We start from the raw sequence: 19,695 nt of genomic DNA, 5'->3' as shown, positions 1-19,695 counted from the left end.
GAAGGCCGTCTTTTGCCGCTCTCGAACGCAGCTAGTCGATCCCGCGAAGAAAGTCGGGAACCGCTTCACCGATCGAGGCAAGATAGCCGGCCATCGCACCGGCGACCTTGCGCACGGCGGGGCGTGCCGTCATCCGCTCACGCCACGCGAGCAGGCGGGGCGTTTCGTCCGTCATCGGTGCGCCCTTGCGCGCGCCGAACAACTGCGCCATGTAGAACGCGATGTCGGCATAGGAATACGTGTCGGCCAGAAACGCGCGATCCGCCAGTACGTGCTCCATGCGCCGATAGTATTGAGCCGCCGCGGCGCGCGCAGCCTGTGCCGCCGGATCGTCCGGTGTCTCCTCCAGCCCCATCAGCCGGACGACGTGCGGAAAATAGATTTCGTCGCTGCAGTGCTCGAGCTGACGCGCGATCGCGCGCGCCGCCGGATGGGCCGGCCATAGTGCGGGATCGGGCCGCAGATCCTCGAAATACTCGAAGATCTGCGTGGAATCGAAAAGCGCCAGATCGCCGTCGATCAGCACCGGCACCTGCCGCTTCGGGTTGATGCGCAGCACGTCCGGATGCTTGGGATCGTAGCCGCGACGCTGGCTGAACGGCACCATCACCAACTCGAAGTCGATGCCCTTCTCGTGCGCCGCCATCTCGACCTTCGCCCCGAACATGCTCAGTGGCCCGGAAATGATCTTCATCGTTTGATCCCTCGTGATGTCACGTTGCGTCACCCGGTCGATGAAACGGATCGGGAATGCGCGAAAGCATAAGTCGGATAACATGACACCTCATGTCAGGTATTTGAGGGAACGTGTCGCTCATGAAAGCGAGCCGCCTGTTGTCGATCATGATGATGCTGCAGGCGCGCGGCCGGATGACCGCACCTGCGCTCGCCGCAGCGCTGGAAGTATCCGAGCGCACGATCCTGCGCGACATCGACCAGCTCTCCACGGCCGGCGTGCCGATCTGGGGCGATCGCGGCCGCAACGGCGGCTTTCAGTTGAGCGACGGCTGGCGTACCGACCTCACCGGGCTCACCGAGCACGAAGCGCACGCGCTGATTCTGGCGGGCTTGCCCGGGCCGGCGAGAGAACTGGGCCTCGACGGCATGGCGACTTCCGCGCGGCTGAAGATGATCGCCAGCCTGCCGCCCGGCTCGCGCGAACACGCCGATCGCGTCGCCAGCCGGCTGCACGTCGACACCGTCGACTGGTACCGCGCGCAGGAAACGCCGGCATTCCTGCGTGAAGTGGCCGAAGCGGTGTGGGGATCGTACCGTATCGACGTGAAGTATCAGAGCTGGCGCGGCGTGTCCCGCCGCGCACTCGAGCCGCTCGGCCTCGTGCTCAAGGGCGGCGCGTGGTACCTGGTCGCCAAGGTGGTCGGCAAGCCCGGCGCACTCACGTTCCGGCTCGCGAATATCCTCGAACTCGATGCATCGCGCCGCCGCTTCAAGCGTCCCTCGCGATTCGACCTCGCGACGCACTGGCGCGACGCGATGAGCCGGGTCGAAGCCGACCTCGATCGGCTGACCGCGCATATCGCCGTGTCGCCGCGCGGCGAAACCTGGCTGGTCAACGCGCGGATCAAGACCGCGCCTGTCGCGCCGAAAGCAGGCAACACGGAGGTACCGCCGGGATGGAAGGCGTTCCTGATGCCGATCGAATCGATCGAGCACGGCGCGCGGAAACTGCTGGGGTTCGGCGCGCACGTGAAGATCCTCGGGCCGCAGGCGCTCAAGGATCAATTCATCGACGAGCTGGCGCAGGTGAAGGCGCTTTATCAGAGAGGTGACGATTGACGCATCGCCTTGCGCACCGACGTGGTCACGACGATTCGAAACAATGGAACCGTTGAATCTTCATCAAGTTTGAAGTCGCGCGTTTCAATGCAACGGAGGTTTCGCGGGCAGAGCCGGATGATTCTCTCGCGTCGACGCGACCGTCATCCGCATCGAGCCGTGCGCGGCGGACAACGTCGGCATCTGAACGCCACATCGGCACAGTCAGATTTCGTCGGAAAACTCGTCGAGAAAGCGCTGCAATCGATCGCGGCGAACGATCGCCAGACGCGTACCGGTGACGGTCTGAAAACCGGTTGAAAGCGTCAGCAGTTTCGTGCGGAAGTGATCGATCGCGAATCGCGTGTCGTCGAGTTCCCGTGCCGATGCATGCGGATCGGCCGGGTCATACAACGCGCTGCCCATCCGGCCCGCGACATAAAAACACCGTGCGACGCCCACCATGCCGATCGCATCGAGCCGATCGGCATCCTGCAGCACCTTGGCTTCAATCGTCTTCGGCGCGACACAGGCCGAAAAACTGTGCGCCTCGACCGCGTGCGCAACCGCGTCGATCTTCGCATCCGGCCAGTCCAGCGACTTCAGCACCTGCCGTGCCTTTTCGGCCGACAGCCGCGATGCCTGCGCGCGAAGCGGGGAATCTTTCTCCACCGCCACGCAGTCGTGCAGCAGCGTCGCCGCAAACAGCACCTCTGCGTCGCCACCCTCCTTCGCGTGGATAGCAGCCGCGTTCTTCCACACGCGTTGCAGATGCGACGTGTCGTGCGAGCCGTCGCCATTGGCATCACGCCAGTACGCCAGCAAGGTGTTGGCCAGATCCTGAAACGGTGCGAACGCAGGGAGAGTCATCGGGGAAAGCGGTCGAGGTCGGGATGCCGATTATCGCCGCAAGCGACGCGCGGCATACGATCCGCCATCCGTTCCGCCCGTGATTCCGGCCAGTCATGCAAACCGTTACCTCCGGTGGAACCCCGTTGGCTTATAGTGCGGGTTGCCAATTCTACGAGGAGCGCTGCAATGACACTGCTGGCCACTGGTCCGTTTGAAGTGAAGCTGAATCCGGAATCCCTGAGTCCCGTCGCGGAACAGACCGGGCTCGGCCGCATGTCGCTGGACAAGCAGTATCACGGCGACCTGGAAGCCGTCAGCCAGGGAGAGATGCTCGCGTTTCGAAGCAGCGTCCAGGGCTCCGCCGGCTATGTGGCGATGGAAACCGTGCAAGGCGCGTTGGGCGGCCGCCACGGCAGTTTCGTCCTGCAGCACAGCTCCACCATGACGCGCGGGCAGCCGCAGCAGTCGATCACCGTCGTGCCCGATTCCGGCACGGGAGAATTGCTGGGGCTCGCCGGCTCGTTGATCATCACCATCGACAACGGCCGGCATTCGTACCGCTTCGACTACACGCTGCCTGACACGCCTCGGTAAACCGGCTCACGGGGATGCGACGGCTTCATCGCATCGCCGCGCCGGTGCAGTAAGCGCCCCGTGCAACATTCACCTGCCCGATACCCGGCAATTGCGCTTCGACGAAGGCAATGCCGGGTTCGCGCATGATCGTGTGAATGCGTCCGAGCGCGGCGACACGTTCAACCCTCACCGAGCCATGACACCACGATCGCCACGCGTTCAATTCCACGCATGGCGCGCCGGCCGCACGCCGTTCAGGTAGTAGTTGCCGACGAGGTGATATTTCCACCGCACCGGATCGTGCAGCGTATGCGTGCGTGCATTGCGCCAGTGCCGGTCGAGGTTGTGCTCGGCCAGCGTCGACTGCGTGCCGGCCAGCTCGAACAGCTTCTCGCCCGCGAGCAGCGCGATTTCCGTCGTCAGCACCTTCGCCTCGCCCACCGCCACCGACGCGCGTGCGACATCGTCCTCGGTCACGTCGCCGCGCGCCGCGATCTCGTCGAGCGTACGCGCCGCGCGCTCGAGCAGCGCCTCCGCCGCATGCAGCTGGATGTGAAGATGGCCGATCTCGCGAATCGTCAGCGGATCGTCGGCTGCCCGCTCGACGCCGCTGTCGACCCATGGCCGCGTGCGCGAGCGCACGAACGCCAGCGTATCGTCGAGCGCGGCCTTCGCGATGCCCGCGTCGATCGCGGCCTGGATGATCTGCGACAGCGGGCCGTTCAGCGTCGGCAGGTCCGACACGCGCTGCGCCGGCAGTACATGCGACGCCGGCACGCGCACGTTGTCGAGCACGACGGTGCCGCTCGCGGTGGTCCGTTGCCCGAACCCCGACCAGTCGTCGATCACGGTCAGCCCCGGCGCGGGCTGGCGAATGTACGCGAGCCACGCGTGGCCCGTGTCGTCGAGGCCGAGCACCGGCACGTAATGCGCGAACAGCGCCCCGGTCGAATAGAACTTGGTGCCGTCGACGACGTAATCGTCGCCGTCCCGCCGCACGCGCGTCTTCAGGTCGAGCACGTGCTTCGTGCCCTTCTCCGAAAAGCCGTTGCCGAACCGCTTGCCGCTCAGCACTTCCGAGAACAGATGGCGCTTCTGCGCATCGGTGCCGGTCAGTGCGATCACGTCGACCAGCCCGAAATGATTCTGCGGTAACTGCCCGAGCGACGGATCGGCCGCCGCGACGATCTTCACCACCTCCGTCAGCGTCACGTGCGACACGCCTGCGCCGCCGTATGCCTTCGGCACGGTGATGGCCCACAGCCCCGACTGCGAGAACCATTCGATCTCGTCACGCGGCAGCCGGCGCTCCCGGTCGCGCTCGGCCGCCCCTTCCGCGAGCCGCTGCGCAAGTGCATGCGCGGCCGCGATGGCCTGCGCGTCGTCGGCGATCACGCGGGCCGCCTGCGGTTGCGTATCGGCCGGCCGTTCCTGGATCGTGGCGCTCGTCTCTGACATCGGGCTCTCCTGCTGATTGACGAAAACATTCAATCTAGCAGCGCCCCGCGCGCCGGCAAACCGAGCGATTCGCACAACGATATTCCTTCGCATGACAAACGAAACGGCACATCGCTCACGATAAACCGCGCGTCAGCGACGAAATCGACGCCCCGGCATCGACGCCACGCCGCCTCGCCCGCGTAATGCCCGATGACGATAACGATGTACGAATCCGTTATTGGATCGTCGGAAGCCTGCTTCCTATACTGGCCTGCCGGCATCGACGGCCCCGCCTTTCAAGGACCTCCGCATGACTTCGTCTCCCGCAGCAACCGAACTTTCCACCGGCACCGACTATGACGCGCTTGCCAGCCGCTTCAGGCCGATCTTCGAACGCATCGCGGCCGGCACCGCGGAACGCGAACGCCGCCGCGAGCTGCCGCACGAGGCGATCGGCTGGCTGAAGGCCGCCGGCTTCGGCGCCGTGCGGCTGCCGGTGCGCGACGGCGGCGCCGGTGCGTCGCTGCCGCAGCTGTTCCGGCTGCTGACCGAACTCGCTACCGCCGATTCCAATCTGCCGCAGGCATTGCGCGGGCACTTCGCGTTCGTCGAGGACTGGCTGAACGCGCCGCCCGGCGCCGATCGCCAGACGTGGTTCGACCGCTTCGCGAGCGGCCAGCTCGTCGGCAATGCGTGGACGGAAACCGGCGACGTGGCGCTCGGCCAGACCATCACGAAGGTGTCGGAAAAGAACGGCCGGCTCGTGCTGAACGGCCGGAAGTTCTACAGCACCGGCAGCTTGTTCGCCGACTGGATCGACGTGTTCGCGCAACGCGCGGACGACGGCAGCGACGTGATCGTCGCCGTTTCGACCGCGCAGCCCGGCGTGATCCGCGAAGACGACTGGGACGGCTTCGGCCAGACGACGACCGGCAGCGGCACCACGCGCTTCGAAGACGCGGCGGTCGACGCACGGGACGTGATCGACTTCGCGCGACGCTTCAAGTACCAGACGGCGTTCTACCAGCTCTTCCACGTCGCGACGCTGGCCGGCATCGGCCACGCGATCGTGCGCGACGCGGGCGACCTGGTGCGCCGCCGCACCCGCGTATACAGCCACGGCAACGCCCCGCGCGCGGCCGACGACGCGCAGCTGCAGCAGGTGATCGGCGAGATCGCGTCGTGGGCCTATGCGGCCGACGCGCTCGCGCTGCGCGCCGCGCAGCCGCTGCAACGGGCCTACGAAGCGCACTTCGGCGGCGATGAGGCGACCGAGCACGATGCGAACGTCGCGGCCGAGATCGAATCCGCGCAAAGCCAGCTCGTCGTGTCGGACCTCGTATTGCGCGCGGCGACGCGTCTGTTCGACGCGCTCGGTGCGTCGGCGACCCGCAGCACGACGGCACTCGATCGTCACTGGCGCAACGCGCGCACCGTGTCGTCGCACAACCCGCTCGTGTACAAGGCGCGGATCGTCGGCGACTGGATCATCAACGGGCGCACGCCGCCGTTCGTCTGGCAGATCGGCAACGGCCCGGGTGCGAGTTCAAACACGAGCACGCATGGAGAGACAGGAGCCGCCCGATGAGCAAGACCATCCGCTTCAATGCCTTCGAGATGAACTGCGTCGGCCATCAGTCGCCCGGGCTGTGGGCCCATCCGCGCGACCGGTCGTGGCAATACAAGGATCTCGACTACTGGACCGACCTCGCCCGCGTGCTCGAACGCGGGATTTTCGACGCGATCTTCATCGCGGACGTGATCGGCTACTACGACGTCTACAAGGGCAGCAATTACCACGCGCTGCACCAGGCCGCGCAGATCCCGGTCAACGATCCGCTGCAGCTCGCCGCGCCGATCGCGATGGCGACCGAGCATCTCGGCATCGGCATCACCGCGTCGACGACGTTCGAGCACCCGTACACGTTCGCACGCCGGCTGTCGACCGCCGACCATCACACGAAGGGCCGGCTCGCGTGGAACATTGTCACGTCCTACCTCGAAAGCGGCGCGAAGAACATCGGCGATCACGGCCTGCGCACGCACGACGACCGCTATGCGGTCGCGGCCGAATACGTCGAGGTGCTGTACAAGCTGTTCGAGGGCAGCTGGGAAGACGGCGCGGTCGTGCGCGATCGCGACGGCCGCGTGTTCACGCATCCGGAGAAGGTGCACGAGATCGGCCACAAGGGCCGCTTCTTCGACGTGCCCGGCTACCACCTGTGCGAGCCGTCGCCGCAGCGCACGCCGGTGCTGTTCCAGGCCGGCGCGTCCGGCCCCGGCAAGGCGTTCGCCGCGCAGCACGCGGAATGCGTGTTCGTCGCCGCGCCGACCCGCCCGCAGCTCGCGCGCTACGTGGCCGACGTGCGCGCGCAGGCCGCGACCGCCGGGCGCGACGCGAGCAAGGTCCTGATCTATAACCTCGTCACCGTGATCGTCGACGAAACCGACGAGAAGGCGCAGGCCAAGTTCGACGAATACCGCAAGTACGTGTCGTACGACGGGTCACTGGTGTTCATGTCCGGCTGGACCGGCATCGATTTCGGCCAGTACGCGCCGAACGATCCCGTCCGGCGCGTCGAAACGAATGCGATCGTGTCGGCGGTCGAGCACCTCGCCGGCGGCGACACCGCGTGGACGATCGAGGAACTGGCGGCCTGGGGCGGCATCGGTGGCCTGGGCCCGGTGTTCGTCGGCTCGGCCGCGACCGTCGCGGACATCCTGCAGGAATGGGTCGCCGCCACCGACGTGGACGGCTTCAACCTCGCGTATGCGGTGGCGCACGAAACCTTCGAGGATGTCGTGCGTCATCTCGTCCCCGAGCTGCAGCGGCGCGGTGTGTATCCGACCGGCTATGCGCCGGGCACGCTGCGCGAGAAACTGTTCGGCGGGTCGGCGCGGCTGCCGGACGAGCATCCGGCCGCGCAGTATCGCGACATCGAGCAGGTCAAGCGCGATGCCGAACAGGTGGCTGCCTACGCGTGACGACCCTGTGTCGGCCGGTTGGCCCGCATGCGGGCCGGCCGGCTTCACGATGAGCAGGAGCCGGTGCGTCGGGCCGCCGCTCGCCCGGCAGCCCGCCACCTAATCGCCCCCTCTCCCTCACTCGACACCCGATGCGGGCGCTGCTTCCGTGCTCGTCCATCGAGCGGGCGAACCGTGCGGCTGCGGCCACCAACGACGACGCGCGCACCCGCCGTGCGCGCGTTTCCCCGACGACGAGCGACCTCGACCGCGTTCAAACAGCGCCGTCGTCGTCGATATCACGCGCCGTCGGCTCATAACGCACGATCAGCAGGAACACGATCGGCGTGGCGGCGCTGATCGCGACGATCCAGAACATGTCCGTGCCGAGCCGCGCCTGCAGGATCGGCAGCACGAACAGCGCGAGCGCCTGGCCGATGCCGCACAGCGAACGCCCGAAGCCGACGCCGGTGCCGCGGATCGCCGCCGGATACGACAGCGTCGGGTAGATCATCATCTGCGCGCCGGGCCCGAACCCTTCGGCGAACAGCCAGGTGCCGAGCATCAACAGCACGAAGCCGATCGCGAGCGCGCCATGCGGATGCCCTGCCAACGCGAGCGCCACGAGCGCGACGAACTGGAGCGCGAACCCCGCGATCGCGACACGACGCGACGCGACGCATGGCGATGGGCCAGGCGCATGCCCAGCAAGCCGCCGGTGAACGCAAACAGCACGTTCAGCGCCAGCGACGCCGCGATCGTTTCGAACACGCCCGCGCCGAGAAACTGCGACAGGATCGACGGCAGGAAAAAGGCGATCGCCGTGTATTCGAACGGGATGCACAGGTTCATCACGCTGGCGACGATCGTGCGCCCCAGGTACGGCCGCTGGAACAGCACGCGAATGCGCACGGGCGGCCGGCTCGGCGCGCGTCGGGCGTCCTCTGCTTCGTGTGCATGAATCCCGTACGACTCGCGCAGAATCCGCGCGGCGTTGGCCAGGTCACCCTGGTTCGCGGCCCACAGCGGCGATTCGTTCATGAACCGGTTCCGGAACAGAATGATGACGAGGGCCGGCACCGCGCCGAAGATCAGCGACGCCCGCCACAGCCATCCCGCATGCTCGGCGGGCAACAGGAAATACAGCCCGAAGATCAGCAGGAAGCAGACCGACGACGCCACGTACCACATCGGGCACCACGCCGCGAGCCGCGACGCCTTGTTGCCGCGGCCGTTGAACTTCGAGAATTCCGCGAGAAACGCCATCGCGACGGGCAGGTCGATGCCGACACCGAGCCCCATCACGAAGCGCGCGCCGATCAGCACCCAGACGTTCGGCGCCAGCCCGGCCGCGATCGCCGCGACCACGAAAAACAGCATGTCGGCCATGAACACCTGATAGCGGCCGATCTTGTCGGTCAGCCAACCGCCGATCAGGCTGCCGAAGATCGTGCCGATCATGATCGCCGACCCGACCAGCCCGGTCAGCGCCGGTGTCAGGCCGAACTCGCGCGCCACGTCGTCGATCCCGTAGGACAGCGTCGTCAGGTCGTACGCGTCGAGAAAGACGCCGCCGAGCGCCAGCAGCACGATCATCCGGGCATGGCTGACCGAGCTGTCCACCGTGTTGATCAGGCGCGCGACGTCGCTTGCCGAGCGAATGGGTGAGGATACCGGGGTGACGGCGTTCAGGTCGATCGAACTCATCGCATTCCTTAGTTTTACGCCGAATGACCGGCGATGTCCGCATGGAGCCGGAAGTGGGGCGTATTTCGGGCGTATTGATTCGCGATCGACAGGGACCCTGTGCGGCCACGCGCCGCTCGACACGCGACGCCATCACGTTCCGGCAGCAGGCATTCTGTTCTCCGGTTCCGATTATCCCAAGCGATATAAATCGATAAATTAATCGGCCCGCGTCATTAAGTTTCTCGCCGTGCGCGCTTAGCAGCAGCGCGCATGTTCAATCGCGGATTTCTTCGTTCACGGATCGCCGGTGCTTCGTTACATTGGCCGGTCACCCTGCCTGTTCGCGGCACCTTGCCGCCCTTCCGGAGAATCCCCGATGAAGCTGTCCTGGTCCCGCGCGTGGCAATCCGCGGCCCTCGTCGTTGCCGCGTTCGCCGGCCTCGTCTCGGTGCACGCACGCGCCGCGACGCCCGCGGAGATCCGCGTCGACTACGCGTACTACTCACCGGAGAGCCTGGTGATCCGCCACTTCGGCTGGCTCGAAGACGAATTCAAGGCCGACCGCACGTCGGTTCGCTGGGTGCTGAGCCTGGGCAGCAATCGTGCGCTCGAATACCTGAACAGCGGTGCGGTCGATTTCGGGTCCGCCGCAGGTCTCGCGTCGGTGCTCGCGCGCGCGAACGGCAACCCGATCCATACGGTCTACGTGTTCTCCCGCCCCGAGTGGACCGCGCTGGTGGTCCGCAAGGACTCGCCGATCCGCTCGCTCGCGGACCTGAAGGGCAAGAAAATCGCCGCGACGCGCGGCACCGATCCGTTCCTGTTCACGCTACGCGCGCTGCACACGATCGGCCTGACCCGCGACGACGTCGAGATCGTCAACCTGCAGCATCCGGACGGGCGCACCGCCCTCGCGAACGGCCAGGTCGACGCGTGGGCCGGCCTCGATCCGCACATGGCCGCGGCGCAGCTCGACGACGGCGCGCGGCTGCTCTACCGCAATGTCGCGTTCAACACCTATGGTTTCCTGAACGTCCGCGACGCATTCGCCAGCCAGTACCCGCAGGCGGTCACGCGCGTACTGAAGGTCTACGATCGCGCGCGGCAGTGGATCGTCGCGCATCCGGCCGACACCGCGCAGATCGTCGCCGACGAATCAAAGGTATCGCTGCCGGTGGCGAAACTGCAGCTGCAGCGCAACGATTTCAGCGATCCCGTTCCGGGCGACACCCAGCGCGCGGCGCTGAAGGCGGCCGCCCCCGTGTTGACGGCCGAACAGCTGACCAAGCCCGGCGTCGATCCCGCGAAGATCGTCGATACGCTGATCGATCCGTCGTTCGCACGCCCGCTCGTCGACGCATCGCGCTGAGGCTGCCGCCCATGACCGACACCGCTGCCCGCGACGACACGCTCGCGCCCCGTCGCCCCGCTTCGCCACCCGCCAGCCGGCGCGATCCGCTTCGCCGGTGGAGGATCGCGGGCCTCGCGCTGCCGTTCGCGGCGCTCGCGTTGCTGGAGGTCGTCGTGCGGCAGGGCTGGCTGCCGAATCATCTCGTCCCGGCGCCGAGCGAGATTCTCGACACGCTCGCCCGCCTCGGCGTCACGCGCGTGGCGCGCCATGTCGGCGCGAGTACGCTGCGGGTCGCGGCGGGGTTTGCGGCGGGCGCCGGACTCGCGCTCGTGGTCGGCGCGGCGATGGGCCTGAGCCGCCGGATCGACGCGCTGTTCGAACCGACGTTCCAGGCGCTGCGCGCGATTCCGTCGCTCGCGTGGGTGCCGGTGTTGCTGCTGTGGCTCGGCATCGACGAAGCACCGAAGATCACGCTGATCGCCATTGGCGCCTTCTTCCCGGTCCACCTCGCGGTGGTCGCCGGCATTCGCGACGTCGACCGCAAGCTCGTCGAACTCGGCGCGGTGTACCGGCTCGGCCCGTTCGCGCTGTTCCGTCGCATCCTGCTGCCGGCCGCGCTGCCGCAGATCGTCACCGGCTTGCGCACCGGCCTCAGTCTCGCGTGGATGTTCATGGTCGCCGCGGAGCTGATCGCGGCCACGCGCGGGCTCGGCTTCCTGTTGAGCGACGGCCGCGAAACCGGGCGCCCCGATCTCGTGTTCGGGGCGATCCTGCTGCTGGCGTTGCTCGGCAAGCTGACCGACGGCGCGATGGCGCGCATCGAGTCGCACTGGCTCGGCTGGCGCGACGCATTCGACCACACGCCACGTAAAGGGTCGGCATGAGCACGCGTTCTTCTACACACACGGCGGCGCGCACCGCGACACCGCTGCTCGACGTGCGCATCACCCGCAAGCTTTACGGCGATCGCACGATCCTCGCCGACCTCCCGCTGCAGGTCGCGCGCGGCGAGATTGTCTGCGTGGTCGGCCCGAGCGGTTGCGGCAAGAGCACGCTGCTGCGGATCGTCGCCGGTCTCGATACGGATTTCCGCGGCAGCGTGAAACTCGGCGGCATCGCGCTCGACGGCCCGTCCCCGCGCGCCGGCGTGATCTTCCAGGAGCCGCGGCTGCTGCCGTGGCTGTCGATCGCGGACAACGTCGGCTTTGCGGCCGGCCCGCGCGGCGGGCGCGAGCCGGCCGTCACACGGCTGCTCGACGAAGTCGGCCTGGCCGGGGTCGCACGGCAACTGCCGGCCACGTTGTCGGGCGGGATGGCCCAGCGCGCGGCGATCGCGCGCGGGCTGTTCGGCGAGCCGGACCTGCTGCTGCTCGACGAGCCGTTCAGCGCGGTCGATGCGATCACCCGGATGCGGTTGCAGACGCTGCTGCTCGATGTCGTCGAGCGGCACCGGACGGCCGCGATCGTCGTCACGCACAATCTGGATGAAGCGCTGTATCTCGGCGATCGCGTACTGATGCTCGCGCCCAACCCCGGCCGCATCGACGACGAGATCCACGTCGAGGTTGCCCGGCCGCGCGATCGGCGCGACCCGGCGCTGGCCGTGCTGCGCGCGCGGCTGCTGGACGCATTCCAGCAGCTTCAGGATCGTGCCGACGAGACGAAGCGCCGAACGCGCGACCTTCACGCCTCCGCAGCCTGACTTCGCGCCGGCCGATTCACGACCGGCGTCGCCCGGCCCCGATTCGGCACGCGTTCAGCGCCGGGGCGATGCATCCGTCATGGAAGGCCGGCGCGACAGGGATCGCAGTCGTACCGGCGCCCCGAAAAGGTGCGCGGGGTATCGCGCGCCCGCTCGCCCGTCAGCGACGTGACCTGCTGCGATGCACCGGCGCACTTCAACCGTGCGTATGCCGCAACTCGCCGTCGATCGTCTGCGGCAGTCGCAGCAGGTTGAAGATCGGGCACAGGGCCTCGACCGCCTGATGCAGTGCACGAATCGTCTCCGGCGGTTCGGGCGAGACGATGTCGAGCGTGTAGCGGAGGTTGTGCGGGAACACCGGCACATGCTCGAAGCCCGGTTGCTGCGCGAGCGGATGCTGGTCGCCGGTCACTTCGACCTTGATCGAATCGATCTTCAGGCCGCGCTCCGCGGCCTGAATCAGCGTGATGTGCGTCAGGCAACTGCCCAGCACGCCGAGCTGCAGCTCCGGCGACGCCGGCCCGAGGTTGTAGCCCGCGAAATCGGGCGGGCTGTCGCTGATCACCTGGAAGTCGCGAATGCGGATCTCCCGCACGCCGCTGCGGCCCAGCGCGCGCACGGTCGCTTTCAGCGAGGTGGCCTTGAGTTCCGGATTGCTGCGGGCGGCTTCCTTTTTCGCGAGCCACGCGTCGCGCTTTTGTTCGAGATAGTCGTTCAGTGTCGTCATGTCGGGCCGATACGGTCGCAATGACTGGCCACGCATACGGCGGCCAATCGAGGGGATCTTCATGCTATTCCCATCCGCGACAGCCACTAAACGATCATTCCAGCAAAGCAATTCGCCGTATGTGATGTCACATGGCGACACGCGCGCTCGGGAATTTGTCGACTGCCGTTCGCCCCTCGAGTTATCCACAATTTCCGTGCATAACCCTGTGGAGAACGTTCGAGAAATTTCTCGTCCGCCTTGACCGACAAGGATCGCGGCGACGCCGTGCTGCGTCGCGAGCCCTGAACGCAGACAGCGTCGCATCGGGTTCGGCGATCGTCGTGCTTCACCGCGCCGGTGCATGGATCGCGTCGACATCGGCAGTCAGGAAGTCCGCACCGGAAATGTGCCGCTCCGACACCGATGCACCGCGTTGGCCATCAGTCCGACCCGACGATCCAGCTCCGGTGCCCGCATCGGTGCATCAGGCGAGCGCCTCGTCACGCAAACGGAATTGCGCAACCGCCGCACTCAGCCGAGCGCCCTGTTCGTCGAGCGACAGCGCCGCGGCCGCGGCCTCCTCGACCAGCGCGGCATTGCGCTGCATCGTCTGCTCCATCTGGATGACCGCGGCGTTCACCTGTTCGATACCCGACGATTGCTCCTCGAACGCGTGGCTGGTTTCGTTCATGATCGTATTGACGCGCTCGACCGCCGTGACGAGTTCGGCCATCGCCGAACCGGCCCGTGCGACGAGCCCGCTGCCGTCTTCGACACGCTGCGCGGCATGGCCGATCAGTTCGCGGATCTCCTTCGCCGCCGACGCACAGCGCTGCGCGAGCCCGCGCACCTCGGTCGCGACGACCGCGAAGCCGCGCCCCTGCTCGCCGGCGCGCGCGGCTTCGACGGCAGCGTTCAACGCAAGGATGTTGGTCTGGAATGCGATGCTTTCGATCACGCCGACGATCCCGGAGATCCGCGTGGAACTGAGTGAAATCGCCGACATCGTCTCGACCACGCGCTGCATCGCCTCCCCACCGCGCGACGCGATGCCGGCCGCGCCTTCGACATAGGTGCGCGCATCGCGCGCGTTGTCAGCGTTCTGGCGCACGGCCGCCGTCAGTTGCTCGACGCTCGCCGCCGCCTGCTGCAGCGATACGGCCTGCTGCTCGGTGCGCGCCGACAGGTCGACGTTGCCGCTCGCGATCGTGCGGACGTCGCCGACGATCGTCTCCGTGCTCGCGCGCACCTGGTTCACGGTGTCGACGAGGCCATCCTGCATCCGCTTCAGCGCATGCAGCAGATAGGCCATCTCGTTCTCGCCGGGCACGACGACCGTTCCGGTCAGGTCGCCTTTCGAGATCTTCTCGAACTGGTCGACCGCGAGCTTGATCGGCTCGATGATCGCCTTCGCGAGCACACGCTGCGCAAAAAAGCCGACGACGAGTGCGAAGGCCGCGACCGCCGCCATCCCCCACACGATCCGGTGGAACTGCACGCCGGCCGCCTCATAGCGCGCCTTTTCGCGCGCCACCTGGAACGCCTCGAGCGCATCGATCGCCTCCTGGTAGGCGGCGAACAGCTCGGGCGGTGCGGTACGTTGCGTGTCGAGGAAGCCGAAACCGTCGTCGCCGTCGAGCTGCGAGAGCGCCTTCAGGAACACGCGGTCGAGCAACGCCCGACGGCGATTCTGCAGCGTGTCGAACAGCGCCTGCTCGTCGGCGTTGCGCGCGTGCAGACCCGCATAGGCATCCAGTTCGTCGTTGCTCTGCTTGAGGAGCGTGCGGAGTTTCGCGATCTCGTCCTTGCCCGAGCGGCCGGCGCTGATGATCTGCGCGACGTCGCTCATGCGTTCGCGCAGCACGAGCATCCGCTCGGAGCTGGTCTTCAGGTGCAGCAGCGACGCGGTGTCGTCGCGGTACATCGCCTCGAGCGAACCGTTGCCCATATAGAGGGCCGCGATGCACGCGCCGACCACCAGCACGAGCAGCACGGTATAGCCGGCGATGGTCGCAACGAGGCCACCACGGATAGTGAGTTGTTTTCGCATGACGTTCCCTTGCGCCGGCCGGGCACGGCCAGCGGCGGATGTGGATTCCGGATCACGAAAGACGCGCGCCGCGTCGCAACACGGGGCGCATGGGCTGCGAACGGGTTAACGGCGGCGGGAACGGGGAGGTTTTATCTGCACGCGACGTGAATCTTGACGATTGCGACAGGCGCAGCGGCGAAGCGGTACGTGACGGGGGCGCGAAGCAATGCCGATGATCACCTGGGCGGGAAGCAAGGCATCCTGATCACTTCGACGCACCCGGACGGGTATCTAGCCGCCGTTCGCCAGCCTCGAACGAATCTCATCAACCGACAGGTCGCGCTGATGCGTCGCGATCTGCCATCGATTCCCCCACGGATCCTTCACCATCGCCCGCCTGTCGCCGTACGGCATGTCGGCGGGGGCTTCGAGCGGGGTCGCATCCGCTGCAAGCGCCCGCCGATAGGTCAGGTCGGTATCCTCGACATACACGTACAGGAATGCCGGCATCGGCTCACGCAGGCCATCTTCCCCGCTGATCATCACGACGGAATCACCGATCCTGATTTCCGCGGGCAGCCCCGGGCGGTACTCGCCCTGCGCGTGAAATACCGTTCGGATGAATTCGATCAGATTGTGCGGATCCGGCACGACGATCCGGGGCGTGACGGTGTGCCATCCATCGGGCTGGAACTTGGCCATGTCGGACAGCCTCCGAAGAAATTTCCGGGGGTATTGTGCGCCGGGCTCCCTCTGGCGGCAACGGGGCGACGCTGCGCAACGCGGCCAGCGCCGTCAATCTCCGGGCGATCCACGCACCGCGGGCGCGAGTCGCCCATCCCCCGCATCAGGCGACCGCGCAACGCGAAACCCGAGATCGTCGATTGCAAAGGTCGGATGGCTGCGACGGCGATTCGTCGCAAGGCAGCCCCGCTCGACATCGGCCCAGCCCCCGCCGCGAAACACGCGATACGAACCGTAGACCGCCGGGTCGTACTGATCCGCGCACCACTCCCACACGTTGCCCAGCATGTCGTGCAGCCCCCAGCCATTGGGCTGTTTCCGGCCGACGTCGTGCGTGCGGCCGCCGGAATTGTCCCGGTACCACGCGATGGCATCGAGTTCGCCATACCTCGAGCCCTGCGTTCCCGCGCGGCAGGCGTACTCCCACTCCGCTTCGGTGGGCAGCCGGTAGCCGTTGCTGCCCGGAATCGGGAAGGCGCTCGTGCCGTCTTCGCCGATTTCGTAACCGCAAGGCAGACCGTCGGCCGTCGACAGCCGGTTGCAGAACCGGACGGCATCGATCCACGATACGTTTTCCACCGGGCATTGCGCGCCGACATGCGACGACGGCGATAGCCCCGTTACCGCCGCATATTGCGCCTGGGTTACCGGATAGCGGCCAATCGCAAAGCGTTGCAATTCGACGCACCAGGTGCGGCCGATCCGGTCGTCCCTCAATGCGATGGTCCCGGCGGGAACCTGCACCATCGGCAGATCGAGTGTTTCAGACGGATATTCGATGTTCTCCACGCTGCCGCACCTCATTTACGAAGACAGTCTGACGGAACCGGCTTCGTCATAAGCCACGATGTTCAGCCCTTCCGTCGCAGCCGGCGCGACGAAGTACCGCGTGATCCGTTCGAACTCGGCATCCGATGCCTGGAACGGATGGTCGCCTCGCGCATTGCGTGCGTGCAACCGCGCCTTGCAAACGGCATCGCTGACGTCGAGGTAATGCAGTCGATGGTCGCGGCCGGCGGCCCGAGAAACGACGAGCCCCCATGCACGCGCGGCGACGGTATTGAACGGCACATCGAGCACCACCGACACGCCGGCCTGCAGCACCGCGCGAGCCTGATCGGCAATCACGTTGCCGACGCGCTTCGCGCACCGGACATAGTCGTCGATCGACAGGATCTCGCCCGGATAGAGCTGCGCGAGCCACGCATCCTCGCTGATCGAAACGACCGGCCCGGCGCTCGCGAGCCGCGCGACGAGCGTCGATTTTCCGGACGCGATCTTGCCGCATACCATGTGGAGCAACACGGCATCGTCCGATGCGGTCGCATGAAATGATTTCGCTGTCTGCATTTCCAGGCTCTCCCTCGAACGCCCAGAAAGCGAAAAACCCGCCTTCCGGGCGGGTTTTGACGATATCCATTCAGTCGATCGCTATCCCGCCGGCAACATTGCGGCGCAAATAATCGAACGGGTTTGCGAATGGGTCATGCGCATCAGAATAACCAACTGCGCGATCGCGAGCAAGCGGATTGGACGCGGCGCACTTCAACCTGCGCGCGTGAAACCGGTACACCAGCCGGAAATGAATCGGGCGTTCCGTGGTGTCTGCGCGCCGCCATCCATTCAGATAGGGATGGGTTCGACATGGCCGACTACGCGCGTCCCCTCTTCCTACGACATACATCCGCGCGGCCGCATGTTTAACTCATGCCCAACCGGATCGGGCGTATGCCGGATCCGGGCGGCGCGCACCTTGAATTTTCATGAAGCCAATCAACGTTTCGATGGCTTCCGATGTGCTTGACGCACTGCTTGTGTACAGCGATCACGAACCGGCTATCGACGTTTGAACCAACGCGCGCGTCGCTGCCGTGCCCGTTGCTCTCCAAGTGAGGATTGCCGACGCATCGTCATGGCAACAATGACTGGAACCTGAATGGTGAAAAACACCGAACACGTGAATTTCCACAGCGCGATCGCCTGTGCGCCGGCAGCCGATGCGCCGCTCGAGTACCCGCTCGCATGCGCCTGATCTGTTTTCCCTATGCGGGCGGTTCGGCCGCCGTCTATCGTGCGCTGCAAGCGTCGTTGCCCGGCATCGAAGTGCACCGTCATGAACTTGCAGGCCGAGGCATTCGCCTGTCCGAGCCTGCCGTACGAGACATGTCGACGCTGGTCGACACGTTGCTGTGCGACCTGGACAACTGCTTCGATCGTCCCTTCGCCCTGCTCGGACACAGCATGGGCGCGGCCATTGCCGCCGAACTGGCGCTGCGGCTTCCCGCCCACGCACGGCCGAACCTGCGGCATCTGTTCGTGAGCGCGCGTGCCGCACCGGGCCAGGAGCGCCACGATCGGCGCATGCAGGCGCTGGACGACCGCGCCTTCATCGATGCGCTGCGCGAGATGGGCGGCACACCGAAGGCGGTGCTGGACAACAGCGAACTGATGGCGCTGCTGATGCCGGCGCTGCGTGCGGATTTCACGCTGATCGAAAACCACCGGCCCGTGCCCGGGCCCAGGCTGGCGGTGGACATCACCGCGTTCGCGGGCCGGGGGGACAACGAGGTCCCTGTCGATGCCGTTGCGGGCTGGGGCGCCGCGACGACCGGGCGCTTCGATTTTCACGTCATCGAAGGGGATCATTTCTTTTTGAGAAACGAAATGCGGACGATGGCCGGCGTCATCGCGGCCCGCCTGCGGCGCGCGGAACACGCCGCGCCGAGCGCACTGCAGGCATGACGGGCCGATCCTCGCGATCGGCGTGCCGGCCGGTGCCGTGATCGTCGAATGAAAAGGCCCGCGCGCCTGATCCGCTCCCATGCCGGAGCCGCGGGCCGGTCAAGCAAGCCGGGAGGCCGCGTCGCTTCCCGGCGCGCGATACTTGGAGTGCCATTGTGCAACGTAATCGAAAGCGAATCCTCGTAACAGGTGGCGCGGGTTTCCTCGGTTCGCATCTTTGCGAGCGCCTCGTCGAACTCGGTCACGACGTATTGTGCGTCGACAACTATTTCACCGGCACGAAGCAGAACGTGGCTGCGCTGCTCGGCAACCCGAACTTCGAGGCGCTGCGCCACGACGTCACCTTTCCGTTGTACGTGGAGGTGGACGAGATCTACAACCTCGCCTGCCCGGCTTCGCCGATCCACTATCAATTCGATCCCGTGCAGACCACCAAGACCAGCGTGATGGGCGCGATCAACATGCTGGGGCTCGCCAAGCGCACGCATGCGCGCGTTCTGCAAACCTCGACGAGCGAGGTGTACGGCGACCCCGATGTGCATCCGCAACCGGAGAGTTACCGGGGCAACGTCAACCCGCTCGGGCCGCGCGCCTGCTACGACGAAGGCAAACGCTGCGCGGAGACCCTGTTCTTCGACTATCACCGCCAGCAGAACGTACGCATCAAGGTGGTACGCATCTTCAACACGTACGGGCCGCGCATGCATCCCAACGACGGCCGCGTGGTGTCCAACTTCATCGTGCAGGCGCTGCGCGGCGAGGACATCACGCTGTATGGCGACGGCAATCAGACCCGGGCATTCTGCTATGTCGACGATATGGTCGACGGCTTGATCCGGATGATGGCCACGCCCGCGGACCTCACCGGCCCGATCAACCTCGGCAATCCGCACGAGATCGCGGTCAGCGAACTGGCGCAGATCATCTTGCGCCTGACCGGCTCGAAGTCGCGGCTCGTCTTCCGTCCGCTGCCGAAGGACGATCCGACACAACGTTGCCCCGACATCAGCCTCGCACGCGCCCACCTCGACTGGGAGCCGACGATCGGGCTCGAAGCGGGGCTCCGGCGGACCATCGATTATTTCTGCTCGACCCTCCCTGCGTGACGCCGCGTCCGG

The 19,695-nt window shown here is 66.4% G+C and carries 18 protein-coding genes and 1 pseudogene; 9 read left to right on the top strand and 10 right to left on the bottom strand.

The genetic code is table 11. The features are described from left to right. Nucleotides 1-31: 31 nt before the first annotated feature. Nucleotides 32-694, bottom strand: coding sequence for a glutathione S-transferase family protein (locus CFB82_RS34660; protein WP_089486910.1), 663 nt, complete (start codon nucleotides 692-694; stop codon nucleotides 32-34). 122 nt (nucleotides 695-816) lie between these two features. Here CFB82_RS34660 and CFB82_RS34655 point away from each other — a divergent pair, with 122 nt between their 5' ends. After that, nucleotides 817-1,797 carry a helix-turn-helix transcriptional regulator gene (locus CFB82_RS34655; protein WP_089487030.1) on the top strand — a complete coding sequence of 327 codons (981 nt, stop codon included), beginning with the start codon at nucleotides 817-819 and terminating at the stop codon, nucleotides 1,795-1,797. Between the two features lie 204 nt (nucleotides 1,798-2,001). Here the strand turns inward: CFB82_RS34655 and CFB82_RS34650 are convergent, their stop codons facing one another. Next, the gene (locus CFB82_RS34650) at nucleotides 2,002-2,646 is read right to left on the bottom strand and encodes an HD domain-containing protein (protein WP_089486909.1); all 645 of its coding nucleotides are present in this window, start codon (nucleotides 2,644-2,646) and stop codon (nucleotides 2,002-2,004) included. A gap of 168 nt (nucleotides 2,647-2,814) precedes the next feature. On the opposite strand from CFB82_RS34650, the gene CFB82_RS34645 reads away from it, so the two are divergent. Next, nucleotides 2,815-3,222 carry a DUF3224 domain-containing protein gene (locus CFB82_RS34645; protein ID WP_089486908.1) on the top strand — a complete coding sequence of 136 codons (408 nt, stop codon included), beginning with the start codon at nucleotides 2,815-2,817 and terminating at the stop codon, nucleotides 3,220-3,222. Between the two features lie 25 nt (nucleotides 3,223-3,247). On the opposite strand, the gene CFB82_RS42630 is transcribed toward CFB82_RS34645, so the two are convergent. Further along, the gene (locus CFB82_RS42630; protein ID WP_143751010.1) at nucleotides 3,248-3,433 is read right to left on the bottom strand and encodes a hypothetical protein; all 186 of its coding nucleotides are present in this window, start codon (nucleotides 3,431-3,433) and stop codon (nucleotides 3,248-3,250) included. After that, nucleotides 3,424-4,662, bottom strand: a complete 1,239-nt coding sequence (locus CFB82_RS34640; protein WP_089486907.1) for an SfnB family sulfur acquisition oxidoreductase — start codon at nucleotides 4,660-4,662, stop codon at nucleotides 3,424-3,426. Before CFB82_RS34640 ends, CFB82_RS42630 begins: the two co-directional genes overlap by 10 nt. A 292-nt stretch (nucleotides 4,663-4,954) precedes the next feature. Between CFB82_RS34640 and CFB82_RS34630 the strand changes: the two genes are divergently transcribed. Continuing rightward, entirely contained in the window at nucleotides 4,955-6,232 is a 1,278-nt protein-coding gene (locus CFB82_RS34630) for an acyl-CoA dehydrogenase family protein (RefSeq protein WP_089486905.1), read from the top strand. Next, nucleotides 6,229-7,629, top strand: a complete 1,401-nt coding sequence (locus tag CFB82_RS34625; protein ID WP_089486904.1) for an LLM class flavin-dependent oxidoreductase — start codon at nucleotides 6,229-6,231, stop codon at nucleotides 7,627-7,629. Before CFB82_RS34630 ends, CFB82_RS34625 begins: the two co-directional genes overlap by 4 nt. Nucleotides 7,630-7,882: 253 nt before the next feature. On the opposite strand, the pseudogene CFB82_RS34620 reads toward CFB82_RS34625, so the two are convergent. Beyond that, nucleotides 7,883-9,315 (bottom strand): annotated as a pseudogene (locus CFB82_RS34620) (MFS transporter). A gap of 358 nt (nucleotides 9,316-9,673) precedes the next feature. On the opposite strand from CFB82_RS34620, the gene CFB82_RS34615 reads away from it, so the two are divergent. From CFB82_RS34615 to CFB82_RS34605, 3 genes are read left to right on the top strand one after another with little or no spacing between them, the layout of a single operon-like run. Next, nucleotides 9,674-10,666, top strand: coding sequence for an aliphatic sulfonate ABC transporter substrate-binding protein (locus CFB82_RS34615; RefSeq protein ID WP_089486903.1), 993 nt, complete (start codon nucleotides 9,674-9,676; stop codon nucleotides 10,664-10,666). Nucleotides 10,667-10,677: 11 nt separating this feature from the next. Next, a complete protein-coding gene (locus CFB82_RS34610) occupies nucleotides 10,678-11,532 on the top strand; it encodes an ABC transporter permease (protein WP_179254270.1) in 855 nt (284 codons plus the stop codon). Then, entirely contained in the window at nucleotides 11,529-12,350 is an 822-nt protein-coding gene (locus tag CFB82_RS34605; RefSeq protein ID WP_089486902.1) for an ABC transporter ATP-binding protein, read from the top strand. The genes CFB82_RS34610 and CFB82_RS34605 overlap by 4 nt, the downstream gene beginning before the upstream one ends. Before the next feature lie 196 nt (nucleotides 12,351-12,546). Here CFB82_RS34605 and CFB82_RS34600 read toward each other — a convergent pair whose 3' ends face one another. From CFB82_RS34600 to CFB82_RS34580, 5 genes are all read right to left on the bottom strand, one after another. Then, nucleotides 12,547-13,077, bottom strand: a complete 531-nt coding sequence (locus CFB82_RS34600; RefSeq protein WP_089486901.1) for an OsmC family protein — start codon at nucleotides 13,075-13,077, stop codon at nucleotides 12,547-12,549. A 466-nt stretch (nucleotides 13,078-13,543) separates the two neighbouring features. Continuing rightward, nucleotides 13,544-15,109, bottom strand: a complete 1,566-nt coding sequence (locus CFB82_RS34595) for a methyl-accepting chemotaxis protein (protein ID WP_089486900.1) — start codon at nucleotides 15,107-15,109, stop codon at nucleotides 13,544-13,546. A gap of 273 nt (nucleotides 15,110-15,382) precedes the next feature. Next, a complete protein-coding gene (locus CFB82_RS34590) occupies nucleotides 15,383-15,793 on the bottom strand; it encodes a VOC family protein (protein WP_089486899.1) in 411 nt (136 codons plus the stop codon). A gap of 93 nt (nucleotides 15,794-15,886) precedes the next feature. Continuing rightward, nucleotides 15,887-16,624: a formylglycine-generating enzyme family protein gene (locus tag CFB82_RS34585; RefSeq protein ID WP_218829081.1), complete on the bottom strand. Its 738-nt coding sequence runs from the start codon at nucleotides 16,622-16,624 to the stop codon at nucleotides 15,887-15,889. Nucleotides 16,625-16,639: 15 nt separating this feature from the next. Continuing rightward, nucleotides 16,640-17,185: an AAA family ATPase gene (locus CFB82_RS34580; RefSeq protein ID WP_089486897.1), complete on the bottom strand. Its 546-nt coding sequence runs from the start codon at nucleotides 17,183-17,185 to the stop codon at nucleotides 16,640-16,642. Between the two features lie 672 nt (nucleotides 17,186-17,857). On the opposite strand from CFB82_RS34580, the gene CFB82_RS34575 reads away from it, so the two are divergent. Next, nucleotides 17,858-18,577, top strand: coding sequence for a thioesterase II family protein (locus CFB82_RS34575; protein ID WP_089486896.1), 720 nt, complete (start codon nucleotides 17,858-17,860; stop codon nucleotides 18,575-18,577). Between the two features lie 155 nt (nucleotides 18,578-18,732). Continuing rightward, complete coding sequence (locus CFB82_RS34570) at nucleotides 18,733-19,683, top strand: UDP-glucuronic acid decarboxylase family protein (RefSeq protein WP_089486895.1); 951 nt, start codon at nucleotides 18,733-18,735, stop codon at nucleotides 19,681-19,683. Nucleotides 19,684-19,695: the final 12 nt, after the last annotated feature.

This window comes from Burkholderia sp. HI2714 (assembly GCF_002223085.1).
Classification (GTDB): Bacteria; Pseudomonadota; Gammaproteobacteria; order Burkholderiales; family Burkholderiaceae; genus Burkholderia; species Burkholderia lata_D.
The sequence above is the reverse complement of the archived record's forward strand: the minus strand, read 5'-3'. Positions and strand labels throughout refer to the sequence as shown.

Bases quoted from the DNA above. Each gene is read 5' to 3' on its own strand.
- CFB82_RS34575 (WP_089486896.1), top strand. From the start codon at position 17,858: ATGCGCCTGATCTGTTTTCCCTATGCGGGCGGTTCGGCCGCCGTCTAT.
- CFB82_RS34615 (WP_089486903.1), top strand. From the start codon at position 9,674: ATGAAGCTGTCCTGGTCCCGCGCGTGGCAATCCGCGGCCCTCGTCGTT.
- CFB82_RS34660 (WP_089486910.1), bottom strand. From the start codon at position 694: ATGAAGATCATTTCCGGGCCACTGAGCATGTTCGGGGCGAAGGTCGAG.
- CFB82_RS34630 (WP_089486905.1), top strand. From the start codon at position 4,955: ATGACTTCGTCTCCCGCAGCAACCGAACTTTCCACCGGCACCGACTAT.
- CFB82_RS34610 (WP_179254270.1), top strand. From the start codon at position 10,678: ATGACCGACACCGCTGCCCGCGACGACACGCTCGCGCCCCGTCGCCCC.
- CFB82_RS34590 (WP_089486899.1), bottom strand. From the start codon at position 15,793: ATGGCCAAGTTCCAGCCCGATGGATGGCACACCGTCACGCCCCGGATC.
- CFB82_RS34645 (WP_089486908.1), top strand. From the start codon at position 2,815: ATGACACTGCTGGCCACTGGTCCGTTTGAAGTGAAGCTGAATCCGGAA.
- CFB82_RS34655 (WP_089487030.1), top strand. From the start codon at position 817: ATGAAAGCGAGCCGCCTGTTGTCGATCATGATGATGCTGCAGGCGCGC.
- CFB82_RS34595 (WP_089486900.1), bottom strand. From the start codon at position 15,109: ATGCGAAAACAACTCACTATCCGTGGTGGCCTCGTTGCGACCATCGCC.
- CFB82_RS34650 (WP_089486909.1), bottom strand. From the start codon at position 2,646: ATGACTCTCCCTGCGTTCGCACCGTTTCAGGATCTGGCCAACACCTTG.
- CFB82_RS34580 (WP_089486897.1), bottom strand. From the start codon at position 17,185: ATGCAGACAGCGAAATCATTTCATGCGACCGCATCGGACGATGCCGTG.
- CFB82_RS34600 (WP_089486901.1), bottom strand. From the start codon at position 13,077: ATGACGACACTGAACGACTATCTCGAACAAAAGCGCGACGCGTGGCTC.
- CFB82_RS34640 (WP_089486907.1), bottom strand. From the start codon at position 4,662: ATGTCAGAGACGAGCGCCACGATCCAGGAACGGCCGGCCGATACGCAA.
- CFB82_RS34625 (WP_089486904.1), top strand. From the start codon at position 6,229: ATGAGCAAGACCATCCGCTTCAATGCCTTCGAGATGAACTGCGTCGGC.
- CFB82_RS34605 (WP_089486902.1), top strand. From the start codon at position 11,529: ATGAGCACGCGTTCTTCTACACACACGGCGGCGCGCACCGCGACACCG.